At 41.6% G+C, this 26,562-nt stretch carries 34 protein-coding genes; 6 read left to right on the top strand and 28 right to left on the bottom strand.

Annotated features, from left to right (window positions below):
- Window positions 1–6: 6 nt before the first annotated feature.
- The 28 genes from rpsM to rpsL all read right to left on the bottom strand — a co-directional run bounded on the left by rpsM (window position 7) and on the right by rpsL (window position 14,532).
- A complete protein-coding gene (rpsM, locus tag F1E73_RS03010; protein ID WP_086476065.1) occupies window positions 7–381 on the bottom strand; it encodes a 30S ribosomal protein S13 in 375 nt (124 codons plus the stop codon).
- A 2-nt stretch (window positions 382–383) separates the two neighbouring features.
- Window positions 384–500 (bottom strand): type B 50S ribosomal protein L36, encoded by a 117-nt coding sequence (gene ykgO, locus F1E73_RS03005; protein WP_073370549.1) that lies wholly within the window; start codon window positions 498–500, stop codon window positions 384–386.
- A 9-nt stretch (window positions 501–509) separates the two neighbouring features.
- Window positions 510–725: a translation initiation factor IF-1 gene (gene infA, locus F1E73_RS03000; RefSeq protein ID WP_013305172.1), complete on the bottom strand. Its 216-nt coding sequence runs from the start codon at window positions 723–725 to the stop codon at window positions 510–512.
- A gap of 3 nt (window positions 726–728) precedes the next feature.
- Entirely contained in the window at window positions 729–2,072 is a 1,344-nt protein-coding gene (secY, locus tag F1E73_RS02995; protein WP_086476064.1) for a preprotein translocase subunit SecY, read from the bottom strand.
- Window positions 2,073–2,084: 12 nt separating this feature from the next.
- A complete protein-coding gene (gene rplO, locus F1E73_RS02990) occupies window positions 2,085–2,537 on the bottom strand; it encodes a 50S ribosomal protein L15 (RefSeq protein ID WP_086476063.1) in 453 nt (150 codons plus the stop codon).
- Window positions 2,538–2,551: 14 nt separating this feature from the next.
- Window positions 2,552–2,731: a 50S ribosomal protein L30 gene (gene rpmD, locus F1E73_RS02985; protein ID WP_086476062.1), complete on the bottom strand. Its 180-nt coding sequence runs from the start codon at window positions 2,729–2,731 to the stop codon at window positions 2,552–2,554.
- Between the two features lie 114 nt (window positions 2,732–2,845).
- Window positions 2,846–3,370, bottom strand: a complete 525-nt coding sequence (gene rpsE / locus F1E73_RS02980) for a 30S ribosomal protein S5 (protein ID WP_086476061.1) — start codon at window positions 3,368–3,370, stop codon at window positions 2,846–2,848.
- A 7-nt stretch (window positions 3,371–3,377) separates the two neighbouring features.
- On the bottom strand, window positions 3,378–3,734 hold the full coding sequence (gene rplR, locus F1E73_RS02975) for a 50S ribosomal protein L18 (RefSeq protein ID WP_086476060.1): 357 nt from the start codon (window positions 3,732–3,734) through the stop codon (window positions 3,378–3,380).
- 11 nt (window positions 3,735–3,745) lie between these two features.
- Window positions 3,746–4,288, bottom strand: a complete 543-nt coding sequence (gene rplF / locus F1E73_RS02970) for a 50S ribosomal protein L6 (protein WP_086476059.1) — start codon at window positions 4,286–4,288, stop codon at window positions 3,746–3,748.
- A gap of 20 nt (window positions 4,289–4,308) precedes the next feature.
- On the bottom strand, window positions 4,309–4,707 hold the full coding sequence (gene rpsH / locus F1E73_RS02965) for a 30S ribosomal protein S8 (protein WP_086476058.1): 399 nt from the start codon (window positions 4,705–4,707) through the stop codon (window positions 4,309–4,311).
- A gap of 64 nt (window positions 4,708–4,771) precedes the next feature.
- The gene (gene rpsN, locus F1E73_RS02960; RefSeq protein ID WP_026812262.1) at window positions 4,772–5,041 is read right to left on the bottom strand and encodes a 30S ribosomal protein S14; all 270 of its coding nucleotides are present in this window, start codon (window positions 5,039–5,041) and stop codon (window positions 4,772–4,774) included.
- A 1-nt stretch (window position 5,042) separates the two neighbouring features.
- Window positions 5,043–5,594 (bottom strand): 50S ribosomal protein L5, encoded by a 552-nt coding sequence (rplE, locus tag F1E73_RS02955; RefSeq protein WP_086476057.1) that lies wholly within the window; start codon window positions 5,592–5,594, stop codon window positions 5,043–5,045.
- A gap of 2 nt (window positions 5,595–5,596) precedes the next feature.
- Window positions 5,597–5,911 (bottom strand): 50S ribosomal protein L24, encoded by a 315-nt coding sequence (gene rplX / locus F1E73_RS02950; RefSeq protein WP_086476056.1) that lies wholly within the window; start codon window positions 5,909–5,911, stop codon window positions 5,597–5,599.
- Window positions 5,912–5,924: 13 nt separating this feature from the next.
- Window positions 5,925–6,293 (bottom strand): 50S ribosomal protein L14, encoded by a 369-nt coding sequence (gene rplN / locus F1E73_RS02945; protein WP_150451056.1) that lies wholly within the window; start codon window positions 6,291–6,293, stop codon window positions 5,925–5,927.
- A 2-nt stretch (window positions 6,294–6,295) separates the two neighbouring features.
- Complete coding sequence (gene rpsQ, locus F1E73_RS02940; protein ID WP_086476054.1) at window positions 6,296–6,553, bottom strand: 30S ribosomal protein S17; 258 nt, start codon at window positions 6,551–6,553, stop codon at window positions 6,296–6,298.
- A 13-nt stretch (window positions 6,554–6,566) separates the two neighbouring features.
- Window positions 6,567–6,758 (bottom strand): 50S ribosomal protein L29, encoded by a 192-nt coding sequence (gene rpmC, locus F1E73_RS02935; RefSeq protein ID WP_086476053.1) that lies wholly within the window; start codon window positions 6,756–6,758, stop codon window positions 6,567–6,569.
- 17 nt (window positions 6,759–6,775) lie between these two features.
- Complete coding sequence (gene rplP, locus F1E73_RS02930; RefSeq protein WP_086476052.1) at window positions 6,776–7,195, bottom strand: 50S ribosomal protein L16; 420 nt, start codon at window positions 7,193–7,195, stop codon at window positions 6,776–6,778.
- A 20-nt stretch (window positions 7,196–7,215) separates the two neighbouring features.
- Window positions 7,216–7,938, bottom strand: coding sequence for a 30S ribosomal protein S3 (rpsC, locus tag F1E73_RS02925; protein WP_086476051.1), 723 nt, complete (start codon window positions 7,936–7,938; stop codon window positions 7,216–7,218).
- Between the two features lie 10 nt (window positions 7,939–7,948).
- Complete coding sequence (gene rplV, locus F1E73_RS02920) at window positions 7,949–8,356, bottom strand: 50S ribosomal protein L22 (protein WP_086476050.1); 408 nt, start codon at window positions 8,354–8,356, stop codon at window positions 7,949–7,951.
- A gap of 6 nt (window positions 8,357–8,362) precedes the next feature.
- Window positions 8,363–8,641, bottom strand: coding sequence for a 30S ribosomal protein S19 (gene rpsS / locus F1E73_RS02915; protein ID WP_026810026.1), 279 nt, complete (start codon window positions 8,639–8,641; stop codon window positions 8,363–8,365).
- Between the two features lie 13 nt (window positions 8,642–8,654).
- The gene (gene rplB / locus F1E73_RS02910) at window positions 8,655–9,479 is read right to left on the bottom strand and encodes a 50S ribosomal protein L2 (protein WP_086476049.1); all 825 of its coding nucleotides are present in this window, start codon (window positions 9,477–9,479) and stop codon (window positions 8,655–8,657) included.
- A 9-nt stretch (window positions 9,480–9,488) separates the two neighbouring features.
- Entirely contained in the window at window positions 9,489–9,779 is a 291-nt protein-coding gene (gene rplW, locus F1E73_RS02905; protein ID WP_086476048.1) for a 50S ribosomal protein L23, read from the bottom strand.
- A gap of 2 nt (window positions 9,780–9,781) precedes the next feature.
- Window positions 9,782–10,414, bottom strand: coding sequence for a 50S ribosomal protein L4 (gene rplD / locus F1E73_RS02900; RefSeq protein WP_150451055.1), 633 nt, complete (start codon window positions 10,412–10,414; stop codon window positions 9,782–9,784).
- The gene (rplC, locus tag F1E73_RS02895) at window positions 10,414–11,031 is read right to left on the bottom strand and encodes a 50S ribosomal protein L3 (RefSeq protein ID WP_086476046.1); all 618 of its coding nucleotides are present in this window, start codon (window positions 11,029–11,031) and stop codon (window positions 10,414–10,416) included. The genes rplD and rplC overlap by 1 nt, the downstream gene beginning before the upstream one ends.
- A 157-nt stretch (window positions 11,032–11,188) precedes the next feature.
- Window positions 11,189–11,494 (bottom strand): 30S ribosomal protein S10, encoded by a 306-nt coding sequence (rpsJ, locus tag F1E73_RS02890; RefSeq protein ID WP_010230113.1) that lies wholly within the window; start codon window positions 11,492–11,494, stop codon window positions 11,189–11,191.
- Between the two features lie 11 nt (window positions 11,495–11,505).
- Complete coding sequence (gene fusA, locus F1E73_RS02885) at window positions 11,506–13,632, bottom strand: elongation factor G (RefSeq protein ID WP_086476045.1); 2,127 nt, start codon at window positions 13,630–13,632, stop codon at window positions 11,506–11,508.
- Between the two features lie 9 nt (window positions 13,633–13,641).
- Complete coding sequence (gene rpsG / locus F1E73_RS02880; RefSeq protein WP_086476044.1) at window positions 13,642–14,118, bottom strand: 30S ribosomal protein S7; 477 nt, start codon at window positions 14,116–14,118, stop codon at window positions 13,642–13,644.
- A gap of 39 nt (window positions 14,119–14,157) precedes the next feature.
- On the bottom strand, window positions 14,158–14,532 hold the full coding sequence (gene rpsL, locus F1E73_RS02875) for a 30S ribosomal protein S12 (RefSeq protein ID WP_026810019.1): 375 nt from the start codon (window positions 14,530–14,532) through the stop codon (window positions 14,158–14,160).
- Window positions 14,533–14,946: 414 nt separating this feature from the next.
- On the opposite strand from rpsL, the gene F1E73_RS02870 reads away from it, so the two are divergent.
- From F1E73_RS02870 to rlmB, 6 genes are all read left to right on the top strand, one after another.
- Window positions 14,947–18,156, top strand: a complete 3,210-nt coding sequence (locus F1E73_RS02870; protein WP_191088976.1) for a SusC/RagA family TonB-linked outer membrane protein — start codon at window positions 14,947–14,949, stop codon at window positions 18,154–18,156.
- A gap of 17 nt (window positions 18,157–18,173) precedes the next feature.
- Window positions 18,174–19,556: a SusD/RagB family nutrient-binding outer membrane lipoprotein gene (locus F1E73_RS02865; RefSeq protein WP_150451053.1), complete on the top strand. Its 1,383-nt coding sequence runs from the start codon at window positions 18,174–18,176 to the stop codon at window positions 19,554–19,556.
- Between the two features lie 17 nt (window positions 19,557–19,573).
- Entirely contained in the window at window positions 19,574–20,485 is a 912-nt protein-coding gene (locus tag F1E73_RS02860) for a DUF1735 domain-containing protein (protein WP_086476041.1), read from the top strand.
- A gap of 644 nt (window positions 20,486–21,129) precedes the next feature.
- Window positions 21,130–24,342 (top strand): SusC/RagA family TonB-linked outer membrane protein, encoded by a 3,213-nt coding sequence (locus tag F1E73_RS02855; protein WP_150451052.1) that lies wholly within the window; start codon window positions 21,130–21,132, stop codon window positions 24,340–24,342.
- Between the two features lie 4 nt (window positions 24,343–24,346).
- Window positions 24,347–25,711, top strand: a complete 1,365-nt coding sequence (locus F1E73_RS02850; protein WP_150451051.1) for a SusD/RagB family nutrient-binding outer membrane lipoprotein — start codon at window positions 24,347–24,349, stop codon at window positions 25,709–25,711.
- Between the two features lie 73 nt (window positions 25,712–25,784).
- Complete coding sequence (gene rlmB, locus F1E73_RS02845; RefSeq protein ID WP_086476038.1) at window positions 25,785–26,534, top strand: 23S rRNA (guanosine(2251)-2'-O)-methyltransferase RlmB; 750 nt, start codon at window positions 25,785–25,787, stop codon at window positions 26,532–26,534.
- Window positions 26,535–26,562: the final 28 nt, after the last annotated feature.

The following is a 26,562-nucleotide window of genomic DNA, read 5'->3' as shown; positions in this document are numbered from 1 at the left end:
TACTTATTATTTAGTTACCTTCTTTTTGTTAGCAACTGTTTTTCTCTTTCCTTTTCTTGTTCTAGAGTTGTTCTTGGTTCTTTGACCTCTTAAAGGCAGACCCGACCTATGGCGTATACCTCTATAACAACCTATATCCATTAAACGCTTAATGTTCATTTGGTTTTCGGAACGCAATTCCCCTTCAATTGTCAAAGAAGAAACTACCTCACGAATACGGCCTATCTCATCATCGTTCCATTCAGATACTTTGGTATCTTCACTTACTTGGGCTTTGGATAAAATTTCCTTTGCCCTACTCTGTCCTATACCAAATATATAGGTCAGGGCTATAACCCCTCTTTTTTGTTTTGGTATATCTACACCTGCGATTCTTGCCATAACTACCCTTGTCTTTGTTTAAATCTAGGATTCTTTTTATTGATTACGTACAATCTGCCTTTTCTGCGCACAATCTTGCACTCGGCACTTCTTTTTTTTACTGATGCTCTAACTTTCATCCTATTTGCTTAATATCTATATGTAATTCTTGCTTTAGTTAAATCGTACGGACTCATTTCAAGTTTTACCTTATCTCCCGGAAGCAACTTAATATAATGCATACGCATCTTACCCGAGATATGTGCCGTTACCACATGACCGTTTTCCAACTCTACGCGGAACATGGCATTGGATAATGCCTCGATTATGCTTCCATCCTGTTCTATTGCTGCTTGTTTAGCCATAAACTACGCTACCTTTCTATTTTTACCAGATTTCATTAAACCATCATAATGCCTGTTAAGCAAATATGAATTCACCTGCTGCACGGTATCAATGGCTACTCCCACCATAATTAATAAGGAGGTACCACCATAAAACAGAGCCCAACCCATTTGCACGCCCATTAACTTGGCAATTACTGCCGGAAGAACCGCCAGCAAGGCTAAGAAAATAGAACCTGGCAGGGTAATTAGGGACATAATCTTATCTAAGTATTCCCCTGTTTCCTTTCCTGGTCTGATTCCAGGAATGAATCCGCCGCTTCTTTTAAGATCATCGGCCATCTTATTGGTCGGTACTGTAATCGCCGTATAGAAATAGGTGAAAACAATGATTAAAAATCCGAACAACAAATTATAAGCCAAACCAAAAATATCTTCAAATTGGACTTCCATCCACTGCCCTACTGCTGTATTGTTAAAAGTTTTACCTAGTAATCCAGGTGCAAACATAATAGCCTGAGCAAAGATAATGGGCATTACCCCGGAAGCATTCAATTTTAGAGGTATATATTGTCTAGACCCCATAATGTTCTTCTCGTATCCTCCGGAGGCGGTACGTCTGGCATACTGAACAGGTACCTGACGTGTAGCCATCACCAATAGCACGCACAATAAGATCACGACAAACCAAATAATAACTTCGATCAGCATAAACATCAACCCTCCAGTATTATTGGTAGTTCTAGAGATAAACTCTTGAACGAAACTCTGAGGCATGGTAGCAATAATACCCACCATGATCAACAAGGAGATTCCGTTCCCAATCCCTTTATCGGTAATCTTTTCACCCAACCACATTGCGAATATGGTTCCAGATACCAAGATAATTACCGAGGGAACAATAAAGTCTAACCCTTTTCCAAAGACGAATGCGCTTTCCGGTACTCCCAACGCTCCAAGGCTATACAGATAAGTAGGGGCCTGAACAACACAAATACCAATGGTTAACCATCGGGTAATTTGATTGATTGTTTTTCTACCACTTTCCCCTTCCTTCTGTAACTTCTGAAGATAAGGAATAGCAATACCCATTAACTGTACTACAATAGAAGCGGAGATATAGGGCATAATCCCCAATGCAAAAACGGAGGCATTAGATAATGCTCCTCCGGTAAATGCATTTAAGATTCCTAAAATACCGCTATCTGTACTGGAGGCAAGTGCGTCCAATTGCGTTGAATCAATACCTGGAAGTACTACTTGCGCACCAAAACGGTACACTAAAAGCAAGCCAAGGGTTACCATAATTCTACCCTTGAGCTCTTCTATCTTCCAAATGTTTGATACTGTATCGAAAAATTTCTTCATAGTAATATTTGCTTATAAACTTATTGCTTCACCACCTGCAGCTTCAATAGCAGCCTTTGCTGTAGCAGTAAATTTATGAACAGAAACTTTAAGGGATGCTTTAAGCTCCCCACCACCCAAGATTTTTACAAGATCGTTCTTACCTACCAAGCCGTTCTCAATAAGCAGCTCTAAAGTAACCGTATCTTTAACGATTCCTCTATCCACTAACTCTTGCAACTTATCTAGGTTGATACCTGCATAATCTTTTCGGTTAATGTTGGTAAATCCGAATTTTGGAACACGTCTTTGCAAAGGCATCTGTCCACCTTCGAAACCAAGTTTCTTGGAATATCCAGATCTGGATTTTGCCCCTTTGTGTCCTCTGGTAGCTGTACCACCTTTACCAGTACCTTGTCCTCTACCTACAATTTTACCGGCTCTTTGTTTCGCTCCCTCTGCAGGTTTTAAATTACTTAAATTCATAACACTAAAATTGTTTAAGCCTCTACTATAGAAACTAAGTGTTTAACTTTATTTACCATACCAAGAATATTAGGGGTATCATCATGTTCTACCACTTGTCCTATTCTTCGTAAGCCAAGAGCCTCTAGGGTCCTCTTTTGATTTTGAGCCCTATTAATAGCGCTCTTTACCTGTTTTACTTTAATCTTTGCCATGTTTTTTAGTATTCAGCATTCAGTAATCAGTAACCAGTACCAGCAGCTTGCTTTATTGCATCGGCAAAAATAAACCAACCAATACTTAAGTACCTAATACTTTGTACTATAATTTTATCCTTTAAAAACTTTTTCCAAGGAAACACCTCTTTGAGCTGCCACTGTTTTGGCATCCCTAAGTTGTAAAAGCGCATCAAAAGTAGCTTTCACTACGTTGTGCGGGTTGGAAGACCCCTGGGATTTAGACAATACGTCCTGCACCCCTACAGATTCCAACACGGCTCTTACAGCACCACCGGCAATTACTCCGGTACCCTCAGAAGCAGGCTGGATATAAACTCTTGCCCCACCGTATTTTCCTTTTTGCTCGTGTGGCAAAGTTCCTTTATTAAGAGGTATTCTAACAAGGTTTTTCTTGGCATCCTCGATGGCTTTTGCAATAGCGGTAGCCACTTCTTTGGATTTCCCCAAACCATGACCAACAACACCATTCTCATCACCAACAATAACGATAGCGGAAAATCCGAACGCTCTACCACCTTTGGTAACTTTGGTAACACGTTGTATCCCTACCAATTTATCCTTTAATTCTAATCCTCCCGGCTTAACAGCCTCTACGTTTTTGTATTTCTGATACATAATATTCTTAGAATTTTAATCCTGCTTCCCTTGCGCCTTCGGCCAATGATTTAACACGTCCGTGGTATAAGTTACCACCTCTATCAAAAGCAACCTCTTCTATTCCGGCCTCTTTTGCCTTTTCGGCGATAGTTTTACCTACCAAGTTAGCAACTTCTGTTTTAGTTCCTTTTGTCTTTGCCAATTCTTTGTCTCTAGATGAAGCAGCCACTAATGTAGTTCCGGCAACGTCGTCTATCAATTGAGCATATATTTCACTATTACTTCTAAAAACAGCTAGTCTTGGTTTTTGAGCAGTACCTGAGGATACTTTTCTTATCCTCCTTCTGATACGTAGTTTTCTTTCAGTCTTCGATAATCCCATATTCCTAATTATTAGGCTGATTTACCAGCTTTTCTTCTTAATTCTTCTCCTACGAATTTAATCCCTTTTCCTTTGTAAGGCTCTGGCTTACGGAAAGACCTTATTTTGGCAGCTACTTGACCCACTAGTTGTTTATCATGGGAACTAAGCTTTATAATAGGATTCTTACCCTTATCCGAGACAGTCTCTATCTTCACCTCTGGGGCGATATCCATAATAATATTATGTGAAAAACCTAAAGCAAGATCTAACTTCTGACCTTGGTTACTTGCTCGGTATCCAACACCGACCAATTCAAGTTCTTTTACCCAACCCTTGGAAACTCCTTGGGTCATATTATAAATTAAAGATCTGTAAAGACCATGTTTTGCCTTGTGCTCCTTGGAATCGGACGGTCTTGTAACAAAAATTTGACCTTCCTCTACCTTCACAGCCGCTCCAGTAAACTCTTGGGAAAGTGTTCCCAGCTTACCTTTCACGGTAACCACTTCGTCCTTTACTTCTACGGTTACTCCTTCTGGAATTGCTATTGGATTATTACCTATTCTAGACATTCTTCTAAATCTTTAGTATATTAATAGACATAACATAAAACTTCCCCACCTGCATTCTCAAGCTTTGCTTGCTTACTGGTCATTACCCCATGTGAAGTTGAAACGATGGCAATACCAAGACCGTTTAGAACCCTAGGCAACTCTTTGGAGTTGGCGTACTTCCTAAGTCCAGGCTTACTCACACGCTTAAGTTTTCTAATGATAGGCTCTTTTGTAACCTTATCGTACTTTAAAGCGATCTTAATCGTACCCTGAATGGAATCGTCTTCAAATTTGTAGCTTAAAATATATCCTTGATCGAATAATATTTTAGTAATTTCTTTCTTTAAATTGGAAGCTGGTATTTCTACCACTCTGTGCCCTGCACTACTTGCGTTCCTAATTCTTGTTAAATAATCCGAGATTGGATCTGTGAACATAGTTATTGATTTACGGTAACGGTTTTCAACATTAACATTGAACCTGCCACCTGTTTATAAAATTTTACCAGCTTGCTTTCTTAACCCCTGGTATAAGACCGTTATTTGCCAGTTCCCTAAAGGTAACCCTAGATACTCCAAAAGTTCTCATATAACCTCTTGGCCTACCAGTAAGTTTGCAACGATTGTGCAAACGCACCGGAGATGCGTTCTTTGGCAATCTCTGCAATGCCTCATAATCTCCAGCTTCTTTTAAAGCCTTCCTTTTCTCAGCATACTTAGCTACAGTCTTTTCTCTTTTGACCTCACGGGCCTTCATAGATTCTTTAGCCATACTAATTCTTTTTAAAAGGTAATCCTAATTCTGTTAATAATGATTTGGATTCTTTATCTGTTTCCGCAGAGGTTACAAATGTAATATCCATTCCATTGATTTTATTAATTTTATCAATGTTTATTTCAGGAAATATGATTTGCTCTGTAATTCCAAGGGTATAATTACCTCTTCCATCGAATCCGGTAGCTTTTAAACCTTGAAAATCCCTTACCCTTGGAAGGGCAGCTGTAACCAACCTGTCCAAAAATTCGTACATCCTTTCACCTCGCAAGGTAACTTTTGCCCCAATCGGCATCCCTTTACGCAGTTTAAATGCTGCAACATCCTTTTTGGAGATTGTTGTAATTGCTTTTTGGCCAGTGATCAAGGTTAGCTCCTCCACCGCATAGTCGATAAGCTTCTTGTCCGCAACCGCGGCACCAACACCCCTGCTTACAACAATTTTCTCTAATTTGGGAACCTGCATTACATTCTTGTAACCAAACTCCTCCTGAAGAGCATTTACCACTCTTTCTTTATATTCCTGTTTTAATCTTGGAACGTAAGCCATAATTAAATTACTTCTTTAGATTTCTTAGAAAATCTCACTTTTTTACCATCTCTCACCTCAAACCCAACTCTTGTGGTCTCTCCCGACTTAGGATCGATCAAGGATAGGTTAGAAATGCTTAAAGGAGCCTCTTTCTTCACGATACCTCCTTGCGGATTGTTCGCGCTTGGTTTTTCGTGCTTGGAAACCATATTGGCACCTTCCACGATCGCCTTGTTCTTCTCACGGTCTACCATAACTACTTTGCCTTCAACCCCTTTGTGGTCTCCTGCTATAATCCTTACGGTATCCCCTGTTTTTATTTTCAATTTTCCCATTTTGCTGTTTTTATTAAAGCACCTCTGGAGCCAATGATATAATTTTCATGAACTGTTTGTCACGAAGTTCTCTGGCCACAGGACCAAATACACGTGTACCTCTCATTTCACCGGTAGGGTTTAAAAGCACACAAGCATTATCGTCAAAACGAATATAGGAGCCATCTGGTCTTCTAACCTCTTTCTTTGTCCTTACAACAACCGCCGTGGAAACCGTACCTTTCTTAACACTTCCGTTTGGGGTAGCTTCCTTAACAGTTACTACAATTTTATCTCCTACAGAAGCATACCTTCTTTTGGTACCTCCCAGCACACGAATGGCCAAAACTTCTTTTGCCCCCGTATTGTCCGCTACTTTTAGTCTAGATTCTTGCTGTAACATAATTATTTGGCTCTTTCAATGATTTCCACTAATCTCCAACATTTGGTTCTGCTCAATGGACGAGTCTCCATGATCTTTACAGTATCCCCAATATTGCAATCGTTCTTTTCATCGTGCGCAACGTATTTCTTAGTTTTTAACACGAACTTTCCGTACATAGGGTGTTTAACACGCTTAACTTCTGAAACCACTACTGATTTCTCCATCTTATTGCTAGTGACAACTCCTATTCTCTCTTTTCTTAAATTCCTTTTTTCCATAAAGCAGAACCAATTATTGTAATTCTCTTTTTGTTAACTCAGTTGCCAATCTCGCCACTGTCTTTCTCACTTTTCTGATAAGCAAAGGATTTTCCAATGGTGTTACGGAGTGAGCCATTTTAAGATCGGCGTACTGCTTTTTGTACTCAGCACTCTTTCCTTTGAGCTCCTCAACTGATAATTCTTTAATTTCTGATTGTTTCATGATTCCTTGCAATTATATTAAGCAGAATAGTCCCTAGCAATAATAAATTTTGTTCTTACTGGCAATTTCTGAGCTGCAAGACGTAAAGCCTCTTTAGCAACATCAATTGGAACTCCAGCAACCTCGAACATTATCCTTCCTGGCAACACTCTAGCCACAAAATATTCAGGGGCACCTTTACCTTTACCCATACGTACTTCTAAAGGCTTTCTGGTGATAGGCTTGTCCGGGAATATTTTTATCCACAACTGCCCTTCCCTTTTCATATATCTAGTTGCCGCGATACGAGCTGCCTCTATCTGCCGCGATGTGATGAAAGAAGTGTCCAAGGATTTGATTCCGAACATACCGTTGGAAAGTTGATGTCCTCTTCCAGAGATCCCTTTCATACGCCCTTTCTGCGTTTTGCGGTACTTAGTTCTTTTTGGCTGTAACATTTTCTTTGTTCTTTAAAAAATTACTTTCTACGACGTTGTTTCTTCGGTCCTTCGTGCTTTCCACCTTTTCCGCCAGTCTGACCTTTAGCCATACCAACTAATGGAGAAAGCTCTCTCTTTCCGTAAACCTCCCCTTTCATGATCCAGACTTTGATCCCCAACCTTCCGTAGGAAGTATGAGCTTCATGCATTGCATAATCAATATCTGCCCTGAAAGTGGACAAAGGAATTCTACCTTCCTTATAAGATTCGGACCTAGCCATTTCCGCTCCGTTCAAACGTCCAGATATCTGTATCTTGATTCCTTCAGCGTTCATTCTCATTGCCGCGGCTATTGCCATCTTGATAGCTCTTCTAAAGGAGATTCTGCTTTCGATCTGACGTGCCACACTAGCAGCAACCAAATTAGCGTCCAATTCCGGTCTCTTGATCTCAAAAATATTGATCTGGATCTCCTTATCCGTAATTTTCTTCAACTCCTCTTTAAGCTTATCAACCTCTTGACCACCTTTACCGATAATAATACCAGGTCTAGCCGTGGTAATGGTTACTGTGATCAACTTAAGGGTTCGCTCAATGATAATCCTAGACACACTAGCTTTCGCTAAACGCGCATGTATATATCTCCTGATCTTATCGTCTTCGGCAAGCTTATCGCCATAATCGTTTCCACCGTACCAGTTAGACTCCCATCCCCTGATGATTCCTAGGCGATTTCCGATTGGATTTGTTTTCTGTCCCATACTAAATGCTCTAGCTTTGTGTATTATTATTAGATCCCAAAACCAAGGTAACATGGTTGGAACGTTTTCTTATTCTATGCGCTCTTCCCTGAGGGGCTGGACGTAGTCTCTTCAACATACTTCCGCTATCTACTCTGATCTCTTTTATAAAAAGCTCAGCATCCTCAATACTCGCATCTTCGTTTTTGGCTTGCCAGTTTGCTATTGCGGACAACAACAACTTCTCTAACCTTCGTGAAGCTTCTTTAGGGTTGAACTTTAAAATAGCAAGCGCCTTTTCAACCTGCACACCTCTAACCAAATCCGCAACCAAGCGCATTTTTCTTGGAGAGGTAGGACAATTGTTTAATTTGGCAAATGCTACTTGCTGTTTTTCCGCCTTTATCCTTTCGGCCATTTGTCTTTTTCGAACTCCCATAGCTTACTACTTTTTACCTTTATTTTTTGCTCCTGCGTGACCTCTAAAAGATCTAGTCGGAGAAAATTCACCTAATTTGTGACCCACCATGTTCTCTGTAACAAAAACTGGTACAAACTGCTTTCCGTTGTGCACCGCTATGGTCTGCCCCACGAAATCTGGAGTAATCATAGATGCCCTGGACCAAGTCTTAATGACTGCCTTTTTACCGGATTCTACATTTTGCTGGACTTTCTTATCCAAACTATAGTGAACGTAAGGTCCTTTCTTTAATGAACGTGCCATTTCTTTCTACTTTTTATTTCTTTCTACGTTCTAATATATACTTGTTGGTACTCTTGGTCCTAGAACGAGTTCTATACCCCTTAGCTGGGATTCCGTTCCTAGATCTTGGATGTCCTCCAGAAGCTCTACCTTCACCACCACCCATCGGGTGATCGATTGGGTTCATCGCTACCGGTCTAGTCCTTGGCCTTCTACCTAACCATCTACTTCTACCCGCTTTACCGGATACCAATAACTGATGGTCGTGGTTAGAAACAGCACCAATAGTCGCCATACACTCAGACAATACCAATCTGGTTTCACCTGAAGGCAACTTGATAGTTACAAACTTACCTTCCTTAGCCATCAATTGAGCAAAAGTACCGGCACTTCTCGCCATAACCGCTCCCTGACCAGGACGTAATTCAATTGCAGAAATAACAGCCCCTAAAGGAATAGACTTCAAAGGAAGTGCGTTTCCTATTTCGGGAGATGCGTCGGCACCGGAAGAAACTTCCTGTCCTACTTGCAAACCACTAGGTGCAATGATATATCTTTTCTCGCCATCGGCGTACGACAACAAGGCAATAAACCCTGTTCTGTTTGGATCGTATTCAATAGACTCCACTTTAGCGACAACACCTTGCTTGTCTCTTTTGAAATCGATGATACGATACCTTCTCTTATGACCTCCACCTTTCTGGCGAATAGTCATCTTTCCTTGACTGTTTCTACCTCCGGACTTTTTTATCGGAGCAAGCAAGCTTTTCTCCGGCTTATCAGTAGTGATGGCGTCAAATCCATTTACTACTCTAAAACGCTGTCCTGGAGTGATTGGTTTTAATTTTCTAACTGACATGTTTTGTCTTTATAGATTACTGTAAAAATCAATGATATCCCCTTCTGCAAGATCTACAATTGCTTTCTTATAAGCATTGGTCTTACCGTGCTGCACACCTGTTTTGGTGTAACGCGATTTGCGTGAGGGACCATAATTCATAGTTCGAACTTTCTCAACTGAAACACCATAAGTAGCCTCTACCGCTTCTTTGATCTGAATCTTGTTAACCCTAGGATCAACAAGAAAACCGTAGCGATTGTTCAATTCGCTCTCAGCTGTCATTTTTTCCGTAATAATTGGCTTTATCAACACACTCATGACTAGTTGTTTGTTAAGTTAGATTCGATTCCTTCTAAGGCACCTTCCGTCAACACCACGCTTCCTGCATTCAATATCTTGTAAGTGCTTAGCTCTGAGTTAGTTACAACCTCAGACTTTTCCAAATTGCGAGAGGACAAATATACGTTATTATTTCTATCACCCAATACAATTAAGGACTTTTTACCTTCCAAGCCCAAGGAATTCAATATGTTAAGGAACTCCTTTGTCTTTGGCGTCTCCATATTAAAGTCTTCCACAACGATTATCGCATTGTCACTAGACTTAATGCTAAGAGCCGATTTTCTGGCCAAACGCTTTAAGTTCTTGTTCAATTTCTGCTTATAATCTTTTGGTCTAGGTCCGAAAATTCGGCCTCCACCCCTGAAAACAGGAGATTTGATACTACCAGCTCTAGCGGTACCCGTACCTTTTTGTTTCTTGATCTTTCTTGTACTACCTGCTATTTCGGCACGCTCCTTAGTTTTGTGCGTCCCTTGTCTTTGGTGTGCCAAGTATTGCTTAACATCCAAATAAACAGCATGATTGTTCGGCTCTATTGCGAATACAGCATCAGAAAGTTCTACCTCTCTACCTGTTTCTTTTCCCTTTATATCTAAAACTGCTACCTTCATTACTTCTGAATAGTTACGTAAGCGTTCTTATGTCCAGGAACACAACCTTTTACTACTAAAAGATTTTTCTCTGGAACAATTTTCAATACTCTCAAGTTCTGAACGGTCACCTGATCGTTACCCATTCTACCGGCCATCTTCATACCCTTAAATACTTTTGAAGGATCGGATGCCGCACCAATGGACCCCGGAGCTCTTAACCTGTTGTGCTGACCGTGAGTTTGCTGACCAACACCACCAAAGCCGTGTCTTTTAACAACCCCCTGGAAACCTTTACCCTTAGATGTACCAACTACATCTACGAATTCGCCTTCCACAAACAGATCCACACCTAAAGTGTCACCTAATTTAAATTCACCTTCCCAATCTTGGAATTCAACGACTTTTTTCTTAGGAGAAGCCCCTGCTTTTTTAAAGTGACCTGTAGCCGCTTTGTTAGCACGTTTTTCTGCCTTGTCATCGAAACCAAGCTGAAGGGCACTGTACCCGTCAACCTCTTCGGTTCTGACTTGGGTAACTACGCATGGCCCAGCCTCGATTACCGTACATGGAATATTCTTCCCGTTCTCGTCGAAGATGCTGGTCATACCAATTTTTCTACCTATTAACCCAGACATACTTATAATTGATTATTAATTGATTACTACTCAAATTTTTAGATAAAAAAAGGGTCAAAAATAAATCGACCCTGATTTTATTTTTTTCTCCATCTTTCCTTCGCGAAACGCTCCGGACATGTCATTTTCACCACTCAGGCGAAAAAGTTTTGCAAAACTACACTTTTATCTCGACTTCTACACCACTTGGAAGCTCTAATTTCATTAAAGCATCAATAGTTTTAGAAGAAGAGCTGTAAATATCCAGTAATCGCTTGTAAGAACTCAATTGAAATTGCTCTCTTGCTTTCTTATTTACGTGCGGTGAACGCAATACTGTAAATATTTTTTTATGTGTTGGCAAAGGAATTGGACCAGTTACAACCGCCCCCGTAGTCTTTACCGTTTTTACGATCTTCTCGGCAGATTTATCTACCAAGTTATGGTCGTACGATTTTAATTTGATTCTAATTTTCTGACTCATCTTAGTTAGATTTAAGCGGTTATTCCCTTAGCTTTTTTAATAACTTCCTCTGCAATATTGGAAGGCGTTTCCGCGTAGTGCGAGAATTCCATAGTAGAAGTTGCCCTTCCTGACGACAAGGTCCTTAAAGAGGTAACATACCCGAACATTTCAGATAACGGCACCGATCCTTTTACCACCTTAGACCCAGCTCTATCATCCATACTGGTAATAGTACCCCTTCTACGGTTAAGATCCCCAACGATATCACCCATATTCTCTTCTGGGGTTAACACCTCAATCTTCATAATTGGCTCCATCAACACGGCACGCGCGGCTTTAGCAGCTGCTTTGTATCCCATTTTAGCTGCCAATTCAAAGGACAACGAATCGGAATCCACTGCGTGGAAAGATCCATCCTTTAAAGTAACCTTCATACTATCCATCTCAAATCCGGCCAAAGGACCATTCTTCATAGCCTCTTTAAAGCCTTTCTCAACAGAAGGAATATATTCTTTAGGAATATTACCACCTTTGATAAGGTTTTCGAACTCAAGACCATCCTTACCTTCATCTGCAGGACCCATAGTAAATACGATATCCGCAAACTTACCACGACCACCAGACTGCTTCTTATAAACCTCTCTGTGATCTGCTGTAGCAGTCAATGCTTCCTTGTACTCTACCTGCGGCTCACCTTGGTTAACATCTACCTTAAACTCACGCTTAAGACGATCTACAATAATATCCAAGTGAAGCTCTCCCATTCCTGAGATGATAGTTTGTCCAGAAGCCTCATCGGTCTTTACCTGGAACGTTGGATCCTCTTCGGCCAACTTAGCAAGCGCCATTCCCAACTTATCAACATCCGCCTTGGTTCTTGGCTCCACTGCGATACCGATAACGGGATCTGGGAAATCCATACTCTCCAAAACAATTGGATGCTTTTCATCAGACATGGTATCCCCTGTCTTAATATCCTTAAATCCAACCGCAGCACCAATATCACCCGCCTCAATAAAATCGAGTGCATTTTGCTTATTGGAGTGCATTTGATAAATTCTTGAAATTCGCTCTCTCTTTCCTGAACGATTGTTCAAGATATACGAACCAGCATCCAAACGACCGGAATACGCTCTAAAGAACGCTAAACGACCTACAAATGGATCTGTTGCAATTTTAAATGCAAGTGCAGCAAACGGCTCCTTCACATCTGGCTTACGCTTTTCCTCTTCACCTGTATCCGGATTAGTACCAATAATAGCCTCTTTATCCAATGGAGAAGGCAAGTACCTACAAACCGCATCCAACAAGAACTGAACCCCTTTATTTTTAAAGGAAGAACCACACACCATAGGAATGATACTCATATCCATTACGGCAGCTCTTAGAGCAGCATGGATCTCCTCCTCGGAAATAGAATTTTCGTCCTCGAAGAATTTCTCCATCAAAGTCTCGTCATACTCAGCAACCGCTTCAATAAGCTTGGCTCTGTACTCCTTAACCTCATCTACCATATCAGCAGGAATATCGACCACATCAAAAGTAGATCCGAAATTCTCATCGTGCCAAATGATAGCTCTATTCTTTACCAGATCAACTACCCCTTTAAAATCAGCCTCATCTCCAATAGGCAAAACAATTGGCACCGCATTGGACCCCAACATATCTTTCACCTGATTGTTAACACTAATAAAGTTAGCTCCCTGACGGTCCATTTTATTTACGAAACCAATTCGAGGAACCTTATAATTATCGGCCAATCTCCAGTTAGTCTCTGATTGAGGCTCTACTCCATCTACAGCACTAAAAAGAAAAACCAATCCATCAAGAACCCTCAACGAACGGTTTACCTCCACTGTAAAGTCTACGTGACCAGGAGTATCTATAATGTTAAAATGGTAAGACTCCGTGTCATCCAGCACTTGACCATTTTCCATGGGGAAATTCCAATCACAGGTAGTAGCAGCAGAAGTAATTGTAATACCTCTTTCCTGCTCCTGATCCATCCAGTCCATTGTTGCAGAACCTTCATGGGTCTCACCTAGCTTATGGTTAACTCCAGTGTAAAAAAGAATTCTTTCGGTAGTTGTTGTTTTCCCAGCATCAATATGCGCTGCAATACCTATGTTTCTTGTTAATTTTAAATCTCTTGCCATTTGCTTTTATTAAAATCTAAAGTGGGAGAAAGCTTTATTTGCTTCGGCCATCTTATGAGTATCAACTCTCTTTTTAACCGCCGCACCTTCTTCTTTAGAAGCCGCCAAAATTTCGGACGCCAACTTTAAAGACATTGCTTTTTCGTTTCTTTTTCTTGAAAAACCGATAAGCCATTTCATGGCTGTTGAAATCTTACGATCCGGTCTTATTTGCATAGGAATCTGAAAGGTAGCCCCTCCAACTCTCCTACTTCTCACCTCTACGTGTGGCATCACATTAGATAATGCATCCTTCCACAACTCCAAGGCTGTTTTCTCCTCGTCAGTCTTCTTCTCTTCTACGATATCCATTGCATCGTAAAATACCTTAAAGGCTGTTGATTTCTTACCATCACGCATCATCATATTCACAAAACGTGTCACCAACTGGTCATTATACCTTGGATCCGGTAAAAGTGGCCTCTTTTTTGCCTGCTTTTTTCTCATTTCTTATCATTTAATTGTTTGGACAGGGATCCCCTATCTTTACTTCTTAGGTCGTTTTGCGCCGTATTTAGATCTTCGCTGAGCTCTTCCAGCAACACCTGCTGTATCCAAAGCACCTCTAACGATGTGATACCTAACTCCTGGCAAATCCTTAACCCTTCCGCCCCTTACTAATACTATCGAGTGCTCTTGCAAGTTGTGCCCTTCTCCAGGTATGTAAGCGTTTACCTCTTTTCCGTTTGTTAACCTTACCCTTGCAACTTTACGCATTGCAGAGTTTGGTTTTTTCGGAGTAGTAGTATAAACACGCGTACAAACACCTCTTCTTTGAGGGCACGAATCCAAGGCAACCGATTTACTCTTCTTAGTAATAGTGACTCTTCCTTTTCGTACTAATTGTGAAATTGTTGGCATACTATATATGTATAATAAAACTTATCCCCTCTTTTTAAGGGCTGGCAAATGTAACAATTATCCAGAATAATTCAAATTGCATAATAGTTTTTTTTTCATTTTTTTTTGAGAATCAACCCATTGCATCAAAAAAGCACTCCAACAAAACCCTCTTCTCCCCTAAGCACACCGCCACTCCAATTTTTTTCACCAAACCCCTCCCAACCCTCTATTGCGCCAATACGGACGGCACCTCCCCTAATTTTAACAAAAATTGTTATAAATCCCCCTGCAATAGAAGCGATTGTTAATTATGAAAGAAAACAACCCGTATTTGTTGGATTCATGACTCAAAACTTAAAGTTTTATTAAAATTATTTTTTTTATTAACATCTATTTATGATTTTTGCTCCAGCTAATTCAAATAATTTTAAAATGAAAACAAAACTAAATGGAATCCTAACGCTATTCCTAGCGTTAGTGGTGCAACTTGCTTTTGCACAGGAAAAAACGATTTCAGGGACGGTGACGGATCAAGATGGTCTCCCCCTCCCTGGAGTAAACATTCTTGTGCAGGGCACTACTTCGGGCACACAAACCGATTTTGATGGAAACTATTCGATAAGTGCTTCTGAAGGCCAAAGCCTTATTTTCACTTATATAGGACAGAAAACCGTTACGCGGACTGTTGGATCTGGTAACACCATAGATGTTCAGATGACAGAGGACGCCCAAGCATTGGAAGAGGTGGTTATTACCGCGATAGGTATTACCAGGAGCGAAAAAGGACTAGGCTACAACGTACAAACGGTAGATGCCGAAGCTATTAGCTCTAAGCCCAACGCCGATGTGGTTAACTCACTTTCTGGAACAACTTCTGGGGTACAGATTGTAAACTCTTCTGGTGAGGCAGGTGCATCTACCTTTATCACCATTCGTGGATCTGCATCCATTACTGGTAACAACCAGCCTTTATTTGTTGTTAACGGACTTCCTATAGCTTCTGGCGGTGGTTCTAGTGGTACTGGTGGAGTAAACACTTCTAGCCGTTCCATAGACATTAACCCAGATGACATTGCCAGCGTATCTGTTCTTAAAGGAGGTGCTGCAACTGCCTTGTACGGTGTTAGGGCTGCCAACGGTGCTATTATCATCACCACAAAGTCTGGTAAAAACCTAAACGCCAAGAAAATTGAGGTTCACAGCTCCATAGGGGTAGATGTAATTTCCCATGTACCGGGAAGACAAGACAAATACTCCCAAGGAAGTGGAGGCGCTTGGGCTGGCGGTAGCGCTACCTCTTGGGGCGCCCCTATTGCCGAATTGGAATATGACGGAGACAGCTCCTACAAGTGGGATCCTTTTGGAAGATTGGTACCTAAAGGCACTGGCAACGGTATGCCGGCAAAAGCCTATGATGTTTATGATTTCTTCCAACATGGTTCGGTAAGCAACAACAGCATCAGCATTAGTAACGGAAACGATCAAGGAGACTACTTCTTCTCACTATCTAACAGAGAACAAGAAGGTATTATACCTAATAACACCTATGGTAGAACCACGGTAAGATTAAATGCCAACACCAACATTTCAGATAATATCAAGTTTGGTGCAGATATGGCTTACACCAATTCTAGAGCAGTCCAAATCCAAAAGGGTTCTAACGTATCCGGTATTATGCTAGGGCTATTACGAACTGCCACTACCTTTGACAACAGTGCTGGATATGAATTCCCGGATGGATCCCAACGTAACTACAGAAACGGTGGAGGTTATGACAACCCCTATTGGATTTCTAACAACATTGCCTTTGATGAGGATGTAAACCGTTTTACCGGAGGTGTTAATTTAAACGTGAAATTTACAGATCATCTAAGCTTAACGTACAACACAGGTATTGACTGGTACAACAGACGCTATGTGGATAGGTTTAAAATAAACTCTAGAGGTAATCCAAGAGGGTATTTGGGTGAGTATATGAATTTCAACAGCGTATTCAACTCCGACCTTCTTTTAAACTATCGCAATGACATCACTGAGGATTTAAACTTGAGTCTTACGGTAGGAAACAACTACTATTCCACCAACAGTAAATTTCTTTTTGGAGATGCAACCGGATTGGAAATTCCAGATTTTTATCAGCTAAACAACACCAGTAACAACACCACCTCTACGGGCACAAGCCGCTCTAGAACCATGGCTGTTTTTGCTGATCTTCAATTAGCCTGGGACGATATGATCTTTTTAGGTTTAACCGGTAGAAATGATTGGGCCACTACGATGCCGAAGAAAAACAATAGCGCTTTTTACCCTTCCGCAAGTTTAGGTTTTGTATTCACTGAAATTGATGGATTAAAAAACAATCCCGTCCTATCTTTTGGTAAATTGAGGGCTTCTGCTGCTACTACTGCAAACATTGCCCCTGCCTACCAAACTACCAACAACTTTGTAGCTGCAGGTACGGCTGATGGTTGGACAGGTGGTGTAGAATTCCCCTATGCAGGTCAGACCGGATTTGCTGTTAGCTCTGGCTTAGGAAACCCGGATCTAAAACACGAAACCCAGGATTCTTGGGAAGTAGGAGCCGATCTAAGGTTCTTTAATAGTCGCTTAGGAGTAGACTTCACTTATTTCAACAACAACAATACAGACCTGTTGATGAGTGTGCCTATTGCAGCCTCTTCTGGATTTACCTCCGTATTCCTAAACGCCGCCTCCATGGAGTCTAAGGGTATAGAGATTAGCTTAAACGCCACGCCGGTAAAGACCGAGAACTTTCAGTGGGATTTTGTTGCCAACTATACTGAATTCAGTAACATCGTTACCAAATTGGCCGATGGTGTGGACAATATCTTCTTAGGTGGATTTACTACCCCACAAGTAAGAGCCGTTGTTGGTGAAGAATACAGAAGTATTTTTGGTGAGGACTGGTATAGGGATGCCAATGGAAACGTAATCATCAACGATGATCCAACCGATAATTTCAGGGATGGCTATCCAATGACCAATACCGCTCAAGGATTGGTTCCCATTGGAAACTTCAACCCGGATTGGACGGCCAACATGACCAACACGCTTACCTACAAGAACCTAAGCCTATCTTTCTTAATAGATGTAAAGTCGGGCGGGGTTATGTACAACGGAACTGCCTTTGCAATGAACTTCTTTGGGGTACATGAGCGTACGGAAAAAAGAGAGGTATATTACAATACCGATGGCAGCATCGACTTTGACAGAACTCCTGCAGAAAACATCGTAGTGATGGATGGAGTATACGGTCATATAGATGATGACGGCAATGTAGTTTCTAGTGGTGTTAAGAACGTTACTCCCGTAGTTCAGGACCAAGCTTGGTTCCAAGGAGCTGGTAGTAACTTTGGTGGAGGACCATCCTCGGCCGCAATGGAGCCCGCAGATTGGGTTAGGCTAAGAGATTTAACCGTCGCTTACAACTTACCTGAAATATCTCCGCTAATCAAAGACGCTCAAATTTACTTTTCCGGCAGGAATCTTTGGATAGACACCCCTTATACAGGCATCGATCCAGAAACGAACCTAGGGGGAGCAACCAACGCCCAAGGTATGGACTACTTTAACAGTCCAGGCACCAGAAGTTTCACTATGGGCCTTAAATTGACCTTCTAATTGTAAAAAACAAAATCATGAAAAAAAATAAAAGTAACATATATAAAAACCTGATGGCGGTAATAGGCTTATTACTTGTATCAGTGTCTTGTAACAATTGGATCGACCACGATCTAAACATTGATCCAGATGCTCCTGCAGATGTTCCAATGAGCCTACTTTTACCGGCCATTCAGCAGTCTATGGGGTACAACCTTCTAGGAAACAACACCGTAAGGACCAACAACATCTGGATGCAACACTTTGATGGAACGGATAGGCAGTCCTACACCGAAACCAGGTATCAATTAACCCCGGCAGATGTAAATAACGTATGGGGGTCTATTTATACTGAAATGATGATGAACAGTACCCTGATTGTAGACAAGGCAAGTACTGAAGCAGCACCTTCACCCCATTTTGAAGGGGTTGGACAAGTATTGTTGGCCACCACATTAGGTATTACCACGGATCTTTTTGGATCTATCCCTTACACCGAGGCCTTTCAAGGCTCGGAGAATGTTTTGTCTCCTGCCTATGACACTCAGGAATCCATCTACAACAGCATATTTTCGCTGTTGAATTCGGCGGTGACCAATTTGAATAGCTCCACAAATACCATCCCTGTAGAAGGTGATGTTATCTATGGTGGCGACTTGAACAAATGGAAGAAAGCTGCGAACTCTATTAAAGCGCGGCATCATTTACAGCTTTCCAAAGTAAACGGAAATGCAGCATACACCGCAGCTTTAGAGGCAGTAGCTAAAGGATTTACTTCTAATGCCGATGATATGCTAGTACCATTTGAGGACAAGAACCGTAACCCCATCTACCAATTTATGGAAGAGCGTACAGATATTAGAATGGGCGCTACCTTAATTGATCTTTTGGCTTCTAACGATGACCCTCGTCTTCCTTTCTACGCAGAAATGGATGCAGACGGAAATTATACGGGTAGTACACCAGGAGGACAAAATGATGCTGCTTCCAAACCGGGAGAAAACATAGCAGGATTTGATGCTTCCACCAAATTAATGACCTATTCAGAATTAAAGTTCATTGAAGCTGAAGCTAAGTTAGCTTTAGGTCAGGCTGGTGCTCAGGAAGCCTATGAAGCTGCAGTTGCTGCTTCTGTATTAAGGGTTACCGGAGAGGCCAACCAAGCTTGGTTAGATGCTAACATCAATGGGGTTCCAGTTTCCCTAGAGGGCATTATGACCCAGAAATATATTGACGGTGTTGCTACCAACCAGCCCTATGCAGATTGGAGAAGAACTGGACTACCTGCACTTGAATTGGCAGAAGGTGCAGTAATTCCAAATATACCAACAAGGTTTCCATACGCTCAAAGCGAATTGGACTACAATAGTGAGAACGTACCGGCGGTTACCATTTCGGATAAATTATGGTGGGATCAATAAAATTAAAAAGATAAAAGATGAAAAATAAAATCATATATTCAGCTCTACTACTGGTTGGCGCACTATTTGCGGTTTCCTGTGAGTACGATGAAACAGAATTTGCTAAACTAACCAACAATGCTCCAGACCCTAATGCCACCTATTACGTGCAGTTTAAGGATGCATCTAAAGACCTGGAATCAGGGGTAGACGAGTCTGGTAATTTGGTAGACATTGAGACCTCGATTGTGGTTGCTATTCTGGGTACTCCTCAGTCCGCAGATATCACGGTGAACTTAGAAGTAGACCCCTCTACCACCATAGCATCCAATATGTACGAGCTGTCCTCAACATCCGTAACAATCCCTGCTGGTTCTACAGGAGGATCTGTAACAATGAAAACCAACACCTCGGAAATGCCCGTTGGCGAGAAGTTACAATTGGTCTTAAATATTGACGCAGGAGCCAATACCGCTACAGCTGGGACTAAATTAACATACCAGCTTATGCGAATCGCATTTTGCCCATTAGAGAACGGTACTGCAGACCTTGCTGGATCCTATGCCTCTACCATAGACCTTAACGGTTACGGCGACGCTATTACTGCGACGGAGGTAGATGGTAAACTATCCATTTCTGGACTAGGGGTGTCATTTATTAATAACTTCTGGGGTGAAGATGTGATTGCTGGAGGCACTATTACTGCCGAAGTAGCAGGAAATGGCGTTATCACCATTCCAAGACAGTATATCTATACCACCACCTATCAAGGCGATCCGTATGAGTACGAAATAGCTGGAACAGGGAAATGGACTAACTGTGACGCCAAACCAACACTAGTGATAGATTATGATATCTATTATGTGGGTGAAGACCAAGGTCTTGCATCACAATATTTCCCAACCTACCTAGCATCATCTACTTTAGGAGGCACCTTTACTATGAATTAATTTTCAAAAAGTACATTCACAACCTATTACCTAGGTAAAACTACAAAGGGGCATTCATAATTTTTTGAATGCCCCTTTTACTTTTATAAGATGTTAAATCAAGAATTGCCATACTATGCCAGCATAAGTGTTACCTCCTTAGGCACATAACTTTCATCCTAATTTTTAGCTAGAAGCACGCTATACCTTAACTCCCTATCCCTCTAAGAAAATAGCGTTCTCTTACTAAAAATGGGAACCCTAATTTACAAAAACGGCATCCCTACCCTTCCATCCCGGTGATAAAACAAAACTTTATCTACAAAAACAACCAACGAAGAGTAGCGTCAAACTTTACCACCCTATTATGCCAGGTTCAGTTGAAAAGAGGACAACTTACATGTTAGCAAAAAGAGGGCTCTAATTAAACCTCATCCTAACAATAAATCCAATTCCAAAAGTTGTTCGATTCGGATAATAATAAATATCTCCTACAAGATTTACGAAAATAAAATACTTTTTAAAAGAATTTATTTTTCATTTTGTAACAATTATAAGTATTTTTTTAACAAACCATCAATACATTGCTATATTTTTTGTTAATTCCATTGTTTAGTTAACATTCTTTTATGAATTTTACAATAGGATATTCAAATAAATATATTATGAAAGCAACACTACATGGAATCCTGACGCTATTTTTAGCATTGGTTGTGCAACTTGCATTTGCACAAGAGAAAACAATTTCAGGAACGGTCACGGATCAAGACAATCTACCGCTCCCTGGAGTTAACATCCTTGTACAGGGTACCACAACCGGGACTCAAACCGATTTTGATGGTAATTACTCCATTAAAGCAAGCGAAGGACAGACTTTAGCATTCTCTTTCATAGGTTTTCAAACCGCTGAAAGGGTTGTTGGTGCAGGTAGCACCATCAACGTACAGATGGAGGAAGACACAGAGGTACTGGAAGAGGTGGTGGTAACCGCTCAAGGTATTAGGGCACAACCCAGATCTTTAAGTTATTCCGTACAGTCCGTAGATTCGGAAGACATTACTAAGTCTAGGGAGACCAACTTAGTGTCTGCCTTAAGCTCTAAGGCCGCTGGGGTTCAAGTAACCACCTCATCGGGATCGGTAGGCGCATCGGCAAATATTAGAATTCGTGGTAATACTTCCATCACCCGGTCAAATTCTCCCTTGTTTGTCGTAGATGGCGTACCCATTGACAACTCCTCATTCTCGGAAGACCCCACCCAAACCTTTAATAACTCTAGTGTAGGGGGAAGTGATTTTTCCAACCGTGCCATAGATATTAATTCCAGTGATATTGAATCGGTCAATATACTTAAAGGAATTGCCGCCCAGACCCTTTATGGACTTCGTGCGGCAAATGGGGTTGTTCTCATTACCACCAAGAAAGGTAAAGCGGGTAAGACTAGGGTTACACTGACCACCTCTAGCACACTATCTGATTATAACCAGGTACCCTCCTTACAAAAAATATATGCTCAGGGACGTCACAATAACGGGTTGGAATATAGAGGGCCTGAAACTTTTGAGGGCGATTCTTGGGGACCAAAAATATCCGATCTGGAGTTTGACGGTGACACTTCCTATCCCTTTGATAGGGGCGGTCGTCTAGTTCCTGCCGGAACAGGAAATGGCACTCCCGCTAGAGCGTATGATCACTATGATTTTTTTAGGACGGGAGATGCTATTGATATCAACTTAGCTGTCAGTGGAGGAAATGAAAACATTAACTACAGGGCATCAATTGGAAGATTAACCCAAAATGGAATTTCCCCAAACGAAGAATTTGAACGCAAGACCTTTAGATTGGATATGCAGGCTAAGTTAAATGAAAAGATCACCTTGGATGCATCCGGGCAGTATACAAATTCTGGGGGCGTTAGAGTTCAAAGGGGATCCAATATATCGGGTATTATGTTAGGACTGTTACGTACCACTCCTACTTTTGACAACGGTAATGGTCTTAGGGGACAAGCCGCTGCTGATAGTCCAGCATCCTATTACTATGACATCGCTGGTTCTGAACTACCGGGACATAGAAGTTATCGTGATGGTATTTACAACAACCCGTACTTTACAGTTGCCAAAAACCCAAACTTGGATGATGTTAACCGGACGATTGGAAAAATGGGGCTAACCTATGAGTTTAACGATTGGCTAAGTGTTAAATCGACCGCCTCCATCGATAGATACACCGATACTAGAAAAATTGGTTTTGATATCCTAGATGCCAGTTTTGGAAATGGCCGTACCCTCAATGATGTTATTGCCAATCAGGATATAAACTGGAATTTCCTTATTAGTGCAAATCATGATTTCAGCGAGAAGATTGGGATAACCGCTAATATTGGTTATGACGGGTATTATAACAAGAGTAATAGGCAAACCGTCATTGGCGATGGGATGACCATTCCCGGATTCTTTAATTTAAGCAACGTTGAAACTACACAGGCTTCGGAAATTTCCAACTCAAAAAAACTTATCGGAGCCTTTGCAACGGCTACTATAAGTTACGACAATATGATTTTTTTAACACCGTCCTTTAGAAATGACTGGTCTTCTACCCTACCCGTTGGCGATAATACCTTTCAATCTTATTCCATTGGGGGCAGTTTTGTATTTAGCGAATTGCTCAACGCAGATTCTTTTATTAATTATGGTAAGCTAAGGGGGTCCTGGGGTAAATCCGGTAATGATGCGCCTGTCTATGCCACCATCACCAATTTCATAGGCACCTCTGTAAGTGGTGACGGATTTATACAAAATGTCACTTTCCCCGCTTACGATGCTACTTCTTTTGAGCGGTCTTCAAGAGCTGGCAACCCGATATTAAAGCCTGAGGAAACCACGGAGTTTGAGGTAGGCTTAGAATTAGGTATGTTAAGGAACCGATTGAAGTTCGATTTCTCCTATTATGACAAAGAAACATCTGACCAGATAATTCCAGTGGATGCTGCTCCTTCTTCCGGGTTTATAGACCGATTTGAAAATGTTGGAATCGTTTCCAATAAAGGTTATGAAGTAACTTTAAGTGGTACACCCATCAGAACGGATGATGTTTCTTGGAATGTGAGTGTTAACTGGACCACGTATGAAAATGTGGTAGAAGAACTAGTAGAAGGTGTTGAAAGTGTCACATTAAACGGTTTTTCCAGTACCAGTTCACGTGCGGTTGCCGGAGCATCCTATGGAGTTATTTTTGGCTCAAGATTCCTTAGAAACGAAGCGGGAGCTATATTAATAGATGATGACGGTTATCCGCTACAAAATCCTGAAGATGGTGTTGTGGGAGATCCCATTCCGGATTGGCTTGCCGGCATTAGCTCCTCCCTAAGATATAAAGGCTTTGGTCTTTCTGTCCTGTTCGACATTAGAGAAGGTGGTGATGTATGGTGCGGTACCTGCGGCATCTTAGACTATTTTGGGGTTTCGGAGGCCACATTGATCCGGGATCAAACTACTTTATTTCCAGGAATTGTTGAGTCTACCGGCGCAGCAAATACCCAAACTGTCCCTTACTCAGACCCATCGATCAGCGAGAATAATAACTGGTGGAGACGCTATGGATTTGGGGGGCTTTCCGAAACCGCTATTTATGACGGCTCTTGGATACGCTTAAGAGAAATTACAGTTTCATACGATCTACCCTCTAAATGGCTTGAAGGCACCTTTATAGAAGCTATGTCCTTATCAGCTTTTGGACGAAATCTATGGTTGAACACCGATTATCCCGGTGTAGATCCCGAGACCAACTTGACCGGTGACACCAATGGTATTGGATTGGATTATTTTAATCAGCCCAACACTACAAGTTATGGCCTTAACCTAAAATTAAACTTTTAAGAAGATGAAAACTACAAACTTAATATTTGGCATGCTATTTATTGGCCTGTTGGCTTCTTGCGAAATCACAGACGTTAATGTCGATCCAGACAATCCATCTGCAGAATCTATCAATGCTGGAGCCATATATCCTGGAATGATAGCCCAAACCCATAGGAATTCGGTGGCATTGGGTGGTAGAATAGCGGGAATAGTAATTCAACATTTTGAAGGCCTAGATGCACAGCAAATTGCCTATGGGCAATATAATATTGGAGAAAGCGATACGGACGACCTATGGGACTTTGGTCTTTATGGAGCTGGTTCTATGAGGGATTGCTTTGTAATAATGCAAAATAGTGAAGGAGAGGTAAGTGCATTGGCTAAATTATATATGGCCGCCAACTTAGGGGTTGCCATAAGTACTTGGGGAGATGTCCCATACTCTGAAGCCTTTATAGGGGACGCGGGAAATCTAAACCCCGTATATGACAATCAATTAGCTCTTTACGGTACTATTCAGACGCTGTTGAATGAATCCCTTTCCGAAGGTGTGAAATCTGGCATTGGTGCATTTATGGGTGCAGGATCCACAGGCAATATAGATTGGGAAAAAACCGCGCATGCCTTAAAGGCACGTTACTACTTGCACCTTACGTCTGTTGATGGTACAGCTGCCCAAAGCGCCCTACAGGAAGCTCAACAAGCCTTTAGCAGCACCTCGGAACAACCAGATTTTATCTATAGTTCACCAGCGCAAAACGCAAACCCTTTCGCACTTTTCGACAATGACAGGCCCAGCACTTTAGGATTTTCAACATCGCTTTTTACTATGATGACCGGAGACCCCAGATTACCTTTCTATACTACCGATGGGGAAAGCTTTGCCGGCGTACCCGGTTTGTTTTGGGGACAATTTGAATCTCCTACCCCACTCATTTCGTATTGGGAAGTGAAATTCATTGAGGCGGAAGCGATTGTTAGGACCGGAGGCTCCGATGCAGCTGCATTGTCGGCTTTACAAGAGGCAGTAATGGCAAATATGCTTTACGTAGGGGTTACCCAAGCTGATGCGGATACCTACACCAATACCTTGGCACTTACAGGTAGTGAGGCCAATAAAATAGAAACCATTATTGTGGAAAAATACAAGGCTCTGTATGGAAACGCCCCGTTTGAAGCATGGGTAGATTACCGTAGAACCGGATTTCCAAATTTGACGCCCAATCCGGATGCCGTTCCCAGTAATAATCCCTCTGGGGTAATACCGAGGCGATTTTTATACCCCCTTTCTGAGCGCACCACTAATTTAGCAAATTATGAAGCTGCTATTTCTGCACAAGGCGGACATTTACTGGATGATGATTTAGCATCATTTCCAAGCAACTAAAACAAAAGGATTTTCATCTTCATAAAGCCATCTGCCTAGCGGCGGGTGGTTTTTTTTATCTACCTTTGCGTCTATGGAAAAAACAACCCAAATTTACGGTATTAGAGCCGTTATGGAGGCCATCAATGCCAACGAGCCCATAGATAAAGTCTTTATCCAGAAAGGATTAAAAGGCGATCTCTCTCGGGAGATGGAGACCCTACTTCGCAAGAAGGGCATCAGCGCCTCTTATGTCCCCGTTGAAAAACTAAACCGCATTACCAAAAACAACCACCAAGGAGTGGTAGCCAACATATCTCCTGTTGACTTTCTTTCCATAGAGGAATTAATTGCACAAGTAGCGGAGAAAGAAACGGCCCCTCTTTTTCTTTTATTAGACCAACTTTCCGATGTCCGTAATTTTGGCGCAATTATTAGAACTGCAGAATGCACAGGCGTAGATGGAATAATTATTCAGAAGAGAGGAGCAGCACCCGTTACCGCCGACACCGTTAAGACTTCGGCCGGAGCTGCTTTTAGAGTACCTATTGCAAAGGTAGACCATATAAAAGATGCCGTTTTCTTTTTACAGGCATCAGGAATTCAAGTGGTTGCCGCCACGGAAAAAACAGACAACACCCTTTATGAGGTATCGTTATCTGCCCCCACGGCAATCATTATGGGATCTGAAGATCAAGGCATCTCCCCCTCCATCCTAAAAGCCTCGGACCATATGGCCAAATTGCCCATGCTGGGAACCATTGGATCCCTTAATGTATCTGTAGCTTGCGGCGTTTTCCTATACGAGGTAGTACGGCAGCGTTTGGGCAAAACCTCCAAATAAACGAAACATATTGTTACCAGGCTGGCGG

Origin of the sequence: Arenibacter lacus (genome assembly GCF_008711145.1) — a bacterium.
GTDB lineage: Bacteria > Bacteroidota > Bacteroidia > Flavobacteriales > Flavobacteriaceae > Arenibacter > Arenibacter amylolyticus.
The sequence above is the reverse complement of the archived record's forward strand: the minus strand, read 5'-3'. Positions and strand labels throughout refer to the sequence as shown.

Coding starts and splice junctions, on each gene's coding strand:
- rplW (WP_086476048.1), bottom strand. CDS start 9,779: ATGAGTGTGTTGATAAAGCCAATTATTACGGAAAAAATGACAGCTGAG.
- rpsN (WP_026812262.1), bottom strand. CDS start 5,041: ATGGCTAAAGAATCTATGAAGGCCCGTGAGGTCAAAAGAGAAAAGACT.
- fusA (WP_086476045.1), bottom strand. CDS start 13,632: ATGGCAAGAGATTTAAAATTAACAAGAAACATAGGTATTGCAGCGCAT.
- F1E73_RS02855 (WP_150451052.1), top strand. CDS start 21,130: ATGAAAGCAACACTACATGGAATCCTGACGCTATTTTTAGCATTGGTT.
- ykgO (WP_073370549.1), bottom strand. CDS start 500: ATGAAAGTTAGAGCATCAGTAAAAAAAAGAAGTGCCGAGTGCAAGATT.
- secY (WP_086476064.1), bottom strand. CDS start 2,072: ATGAAGAAATTTTTCGATACAGTATCAAACATTTGGAAGATAGAAGAG.
- rpsE (WP_086476061.1), bottom strand. CDS start 3,370: ATGTATCAGAAATACAAAAACGTAGAGGCTGTTAAGCCGGGAGGATTA.
- rplR (WP_086476060.1), bottom strand. CDS start 3,734: ATGGGATTATCGAAGACTGAAAGAAAACTACGTATCAGAAGGAGGATA.
- rplB (WP_086476049.1), bottom strand. CDS start 9,479: ATGTCAGTTAGAAAATTAAAACCAATCACTCCAGGACAGCGTTTTAGA.
- F1E73_RS02870 (WP_191088976.1), top strand. CDS start 14,947: ATGAAAACAAAACTAAATGGAATCCTAACGCTATTCCTAGCGTTAGTG.
- rplC (WP_086476046.1), bottom strand. CDS start 11,031: ATGTCTGGGTTAATAGGTAGAAAAATTGGTATGACCAGCATCTTCGAC.
- rpsH (WP_086476058.1), bottom strand. CDS start 4,707: ATGTTCACAGATCCAATCTCGGATTATTTAACAAGAATTAGGAACGCA.
- rpsC (WP_086476051.1), bottom strand. CDS start 7,938: ATGGGACAGAAAACAAATCCAATCGGAAATCGCCTAGGAATCATCAGG.
- rpmD (WP_086476062.1), bottom strand. CDS start 2,731: ATGGCAAAGATTAAAGTAAAACAGGTAAAGAGCGCTATTAATAGGGCT.
- rplF (WP_086476059.1), bottom strand. CDS start 4,288: ATGTCTAGAATAGGTAATAATCCAATAGCAATTCCAGAAGGAGTAACC.
- rplE (WP_086476057.1), bottom strand. CDS start 5,594: ATGGCTTACGTTCCAAGATTAAAACAGGAATATAAAGAAAGAGTGGTA.
- F1E73_RS02850 (WP_150451051.1), top strand. CDS start 24,347: ATGAAAACTACAAACTTAATATTTGGCATGCTATTTATTGGCCTGTTG.
- rpsS (WP_026810026.1), bottom strand. CDS start 8,641: ATGGCACGTTCATTAAAGAAAGGACCTTACGTTCACTATAGTTTGGAT.
- rpsL (WP_026810019.1), bottom strand. CDS start 14,532: ATGCCAACAATTTCACAATTAGTACGAAAAGGAAGAGTCACTATTACT.
- rplN (WP_150451056.1), bottom strand. CDS start 6,293: ATGTTACAGCAAGAATCTAGACTAAAAGTAGCGGACAATACGGGGGCA.
- rpsG (WP_086476044.1), bottom strand. CDS start 14,118: ATGAGAAAAAAGCAGGCAAAAAAGAGGCCACTTTTACCGGATCCAAGG.
- rplD (WP_150451055.1), bottom strand. CDS start 10,414: ATGAAGGTAGCAGTTTTAGATATAAAGGGAAAAGAAACAGGTAGAGAG.
- rplX (WP_086476056.1), bottom strand. CDS start 5,911: ATGGGAAAATTGAAAATAAAAACAGGGGATACCGTAAGGATTATAGCA.
- rpmC (WP_086476053.1), bottom strand. CDS start 6,758: ATGAAACAATCAGAAATTAAAGAATTATCAGTTGAGGAGCTCAAAGGA.
- rpsM (WP_086476065.1), bottom strand. CDS start 381: ATGGCAAGAATCGCAGGTGTAGATATACCAAAACAAAAAAGAGGGGTT.
- F1E73_RS02860 (WP_086476041.1), top strand. CDS start 19,574: ATGAAAAATAAAATCATATATTCAGCTCTACTACTGGTTGGCGCACTA.
- F1E73_RS02865 (WP_150451053.1), top strand. CDS start 18,174: ATGAAAAAAAATAAAAGTAACATATATAAAAACCTGATGGCGGTAATA.
- rplP (WP_086476052.1), bottom strand. CDS start 7,195: ATGTTACAGCCAAAAAGAACTAAGTACCGCAAAACGCAGAAAGGGCGT.
- rplO (WP_086476063.1), bottom strand. CDS start 2,537: ATGAATTTAAGTAATTTAAAACCTGCAGAGGGAGCGAAACAAAGAGCC.
- rlmB (WP_086476038.1), top strand. CDS start 25,785: ATGGAAAAAACAACCCAAATTTACGGTATTAGAGCCGTTATGGAGGCC.
- rpsQ (WP_086476054.1), bottom strand. CDS start 6,553: ATGGAAAAAAGGAATTTAAGAAAAGAGAGAATAGGAGTTGTCACTAGC.
- rpsJ (WP_010230113.1), bottom strand. CDS start 11,494: ATGAGTCAGAAAATTAGAATCAAATTAAAATCGTACGACCATAACTTG.
- infA (WP_013305172.1), bottom strand. CDS start 725: ATGGCTAAACAAGCAGCAATAGAACAGGATGGAAGCATAATCGAGGCA.
- rplV (WP_086476050.1), bottom strand. CDS start 8,356: ATGGGAGTTCGAAAAAGACAAATGGCCGAAAGGATAAAGGCGGAAAAA.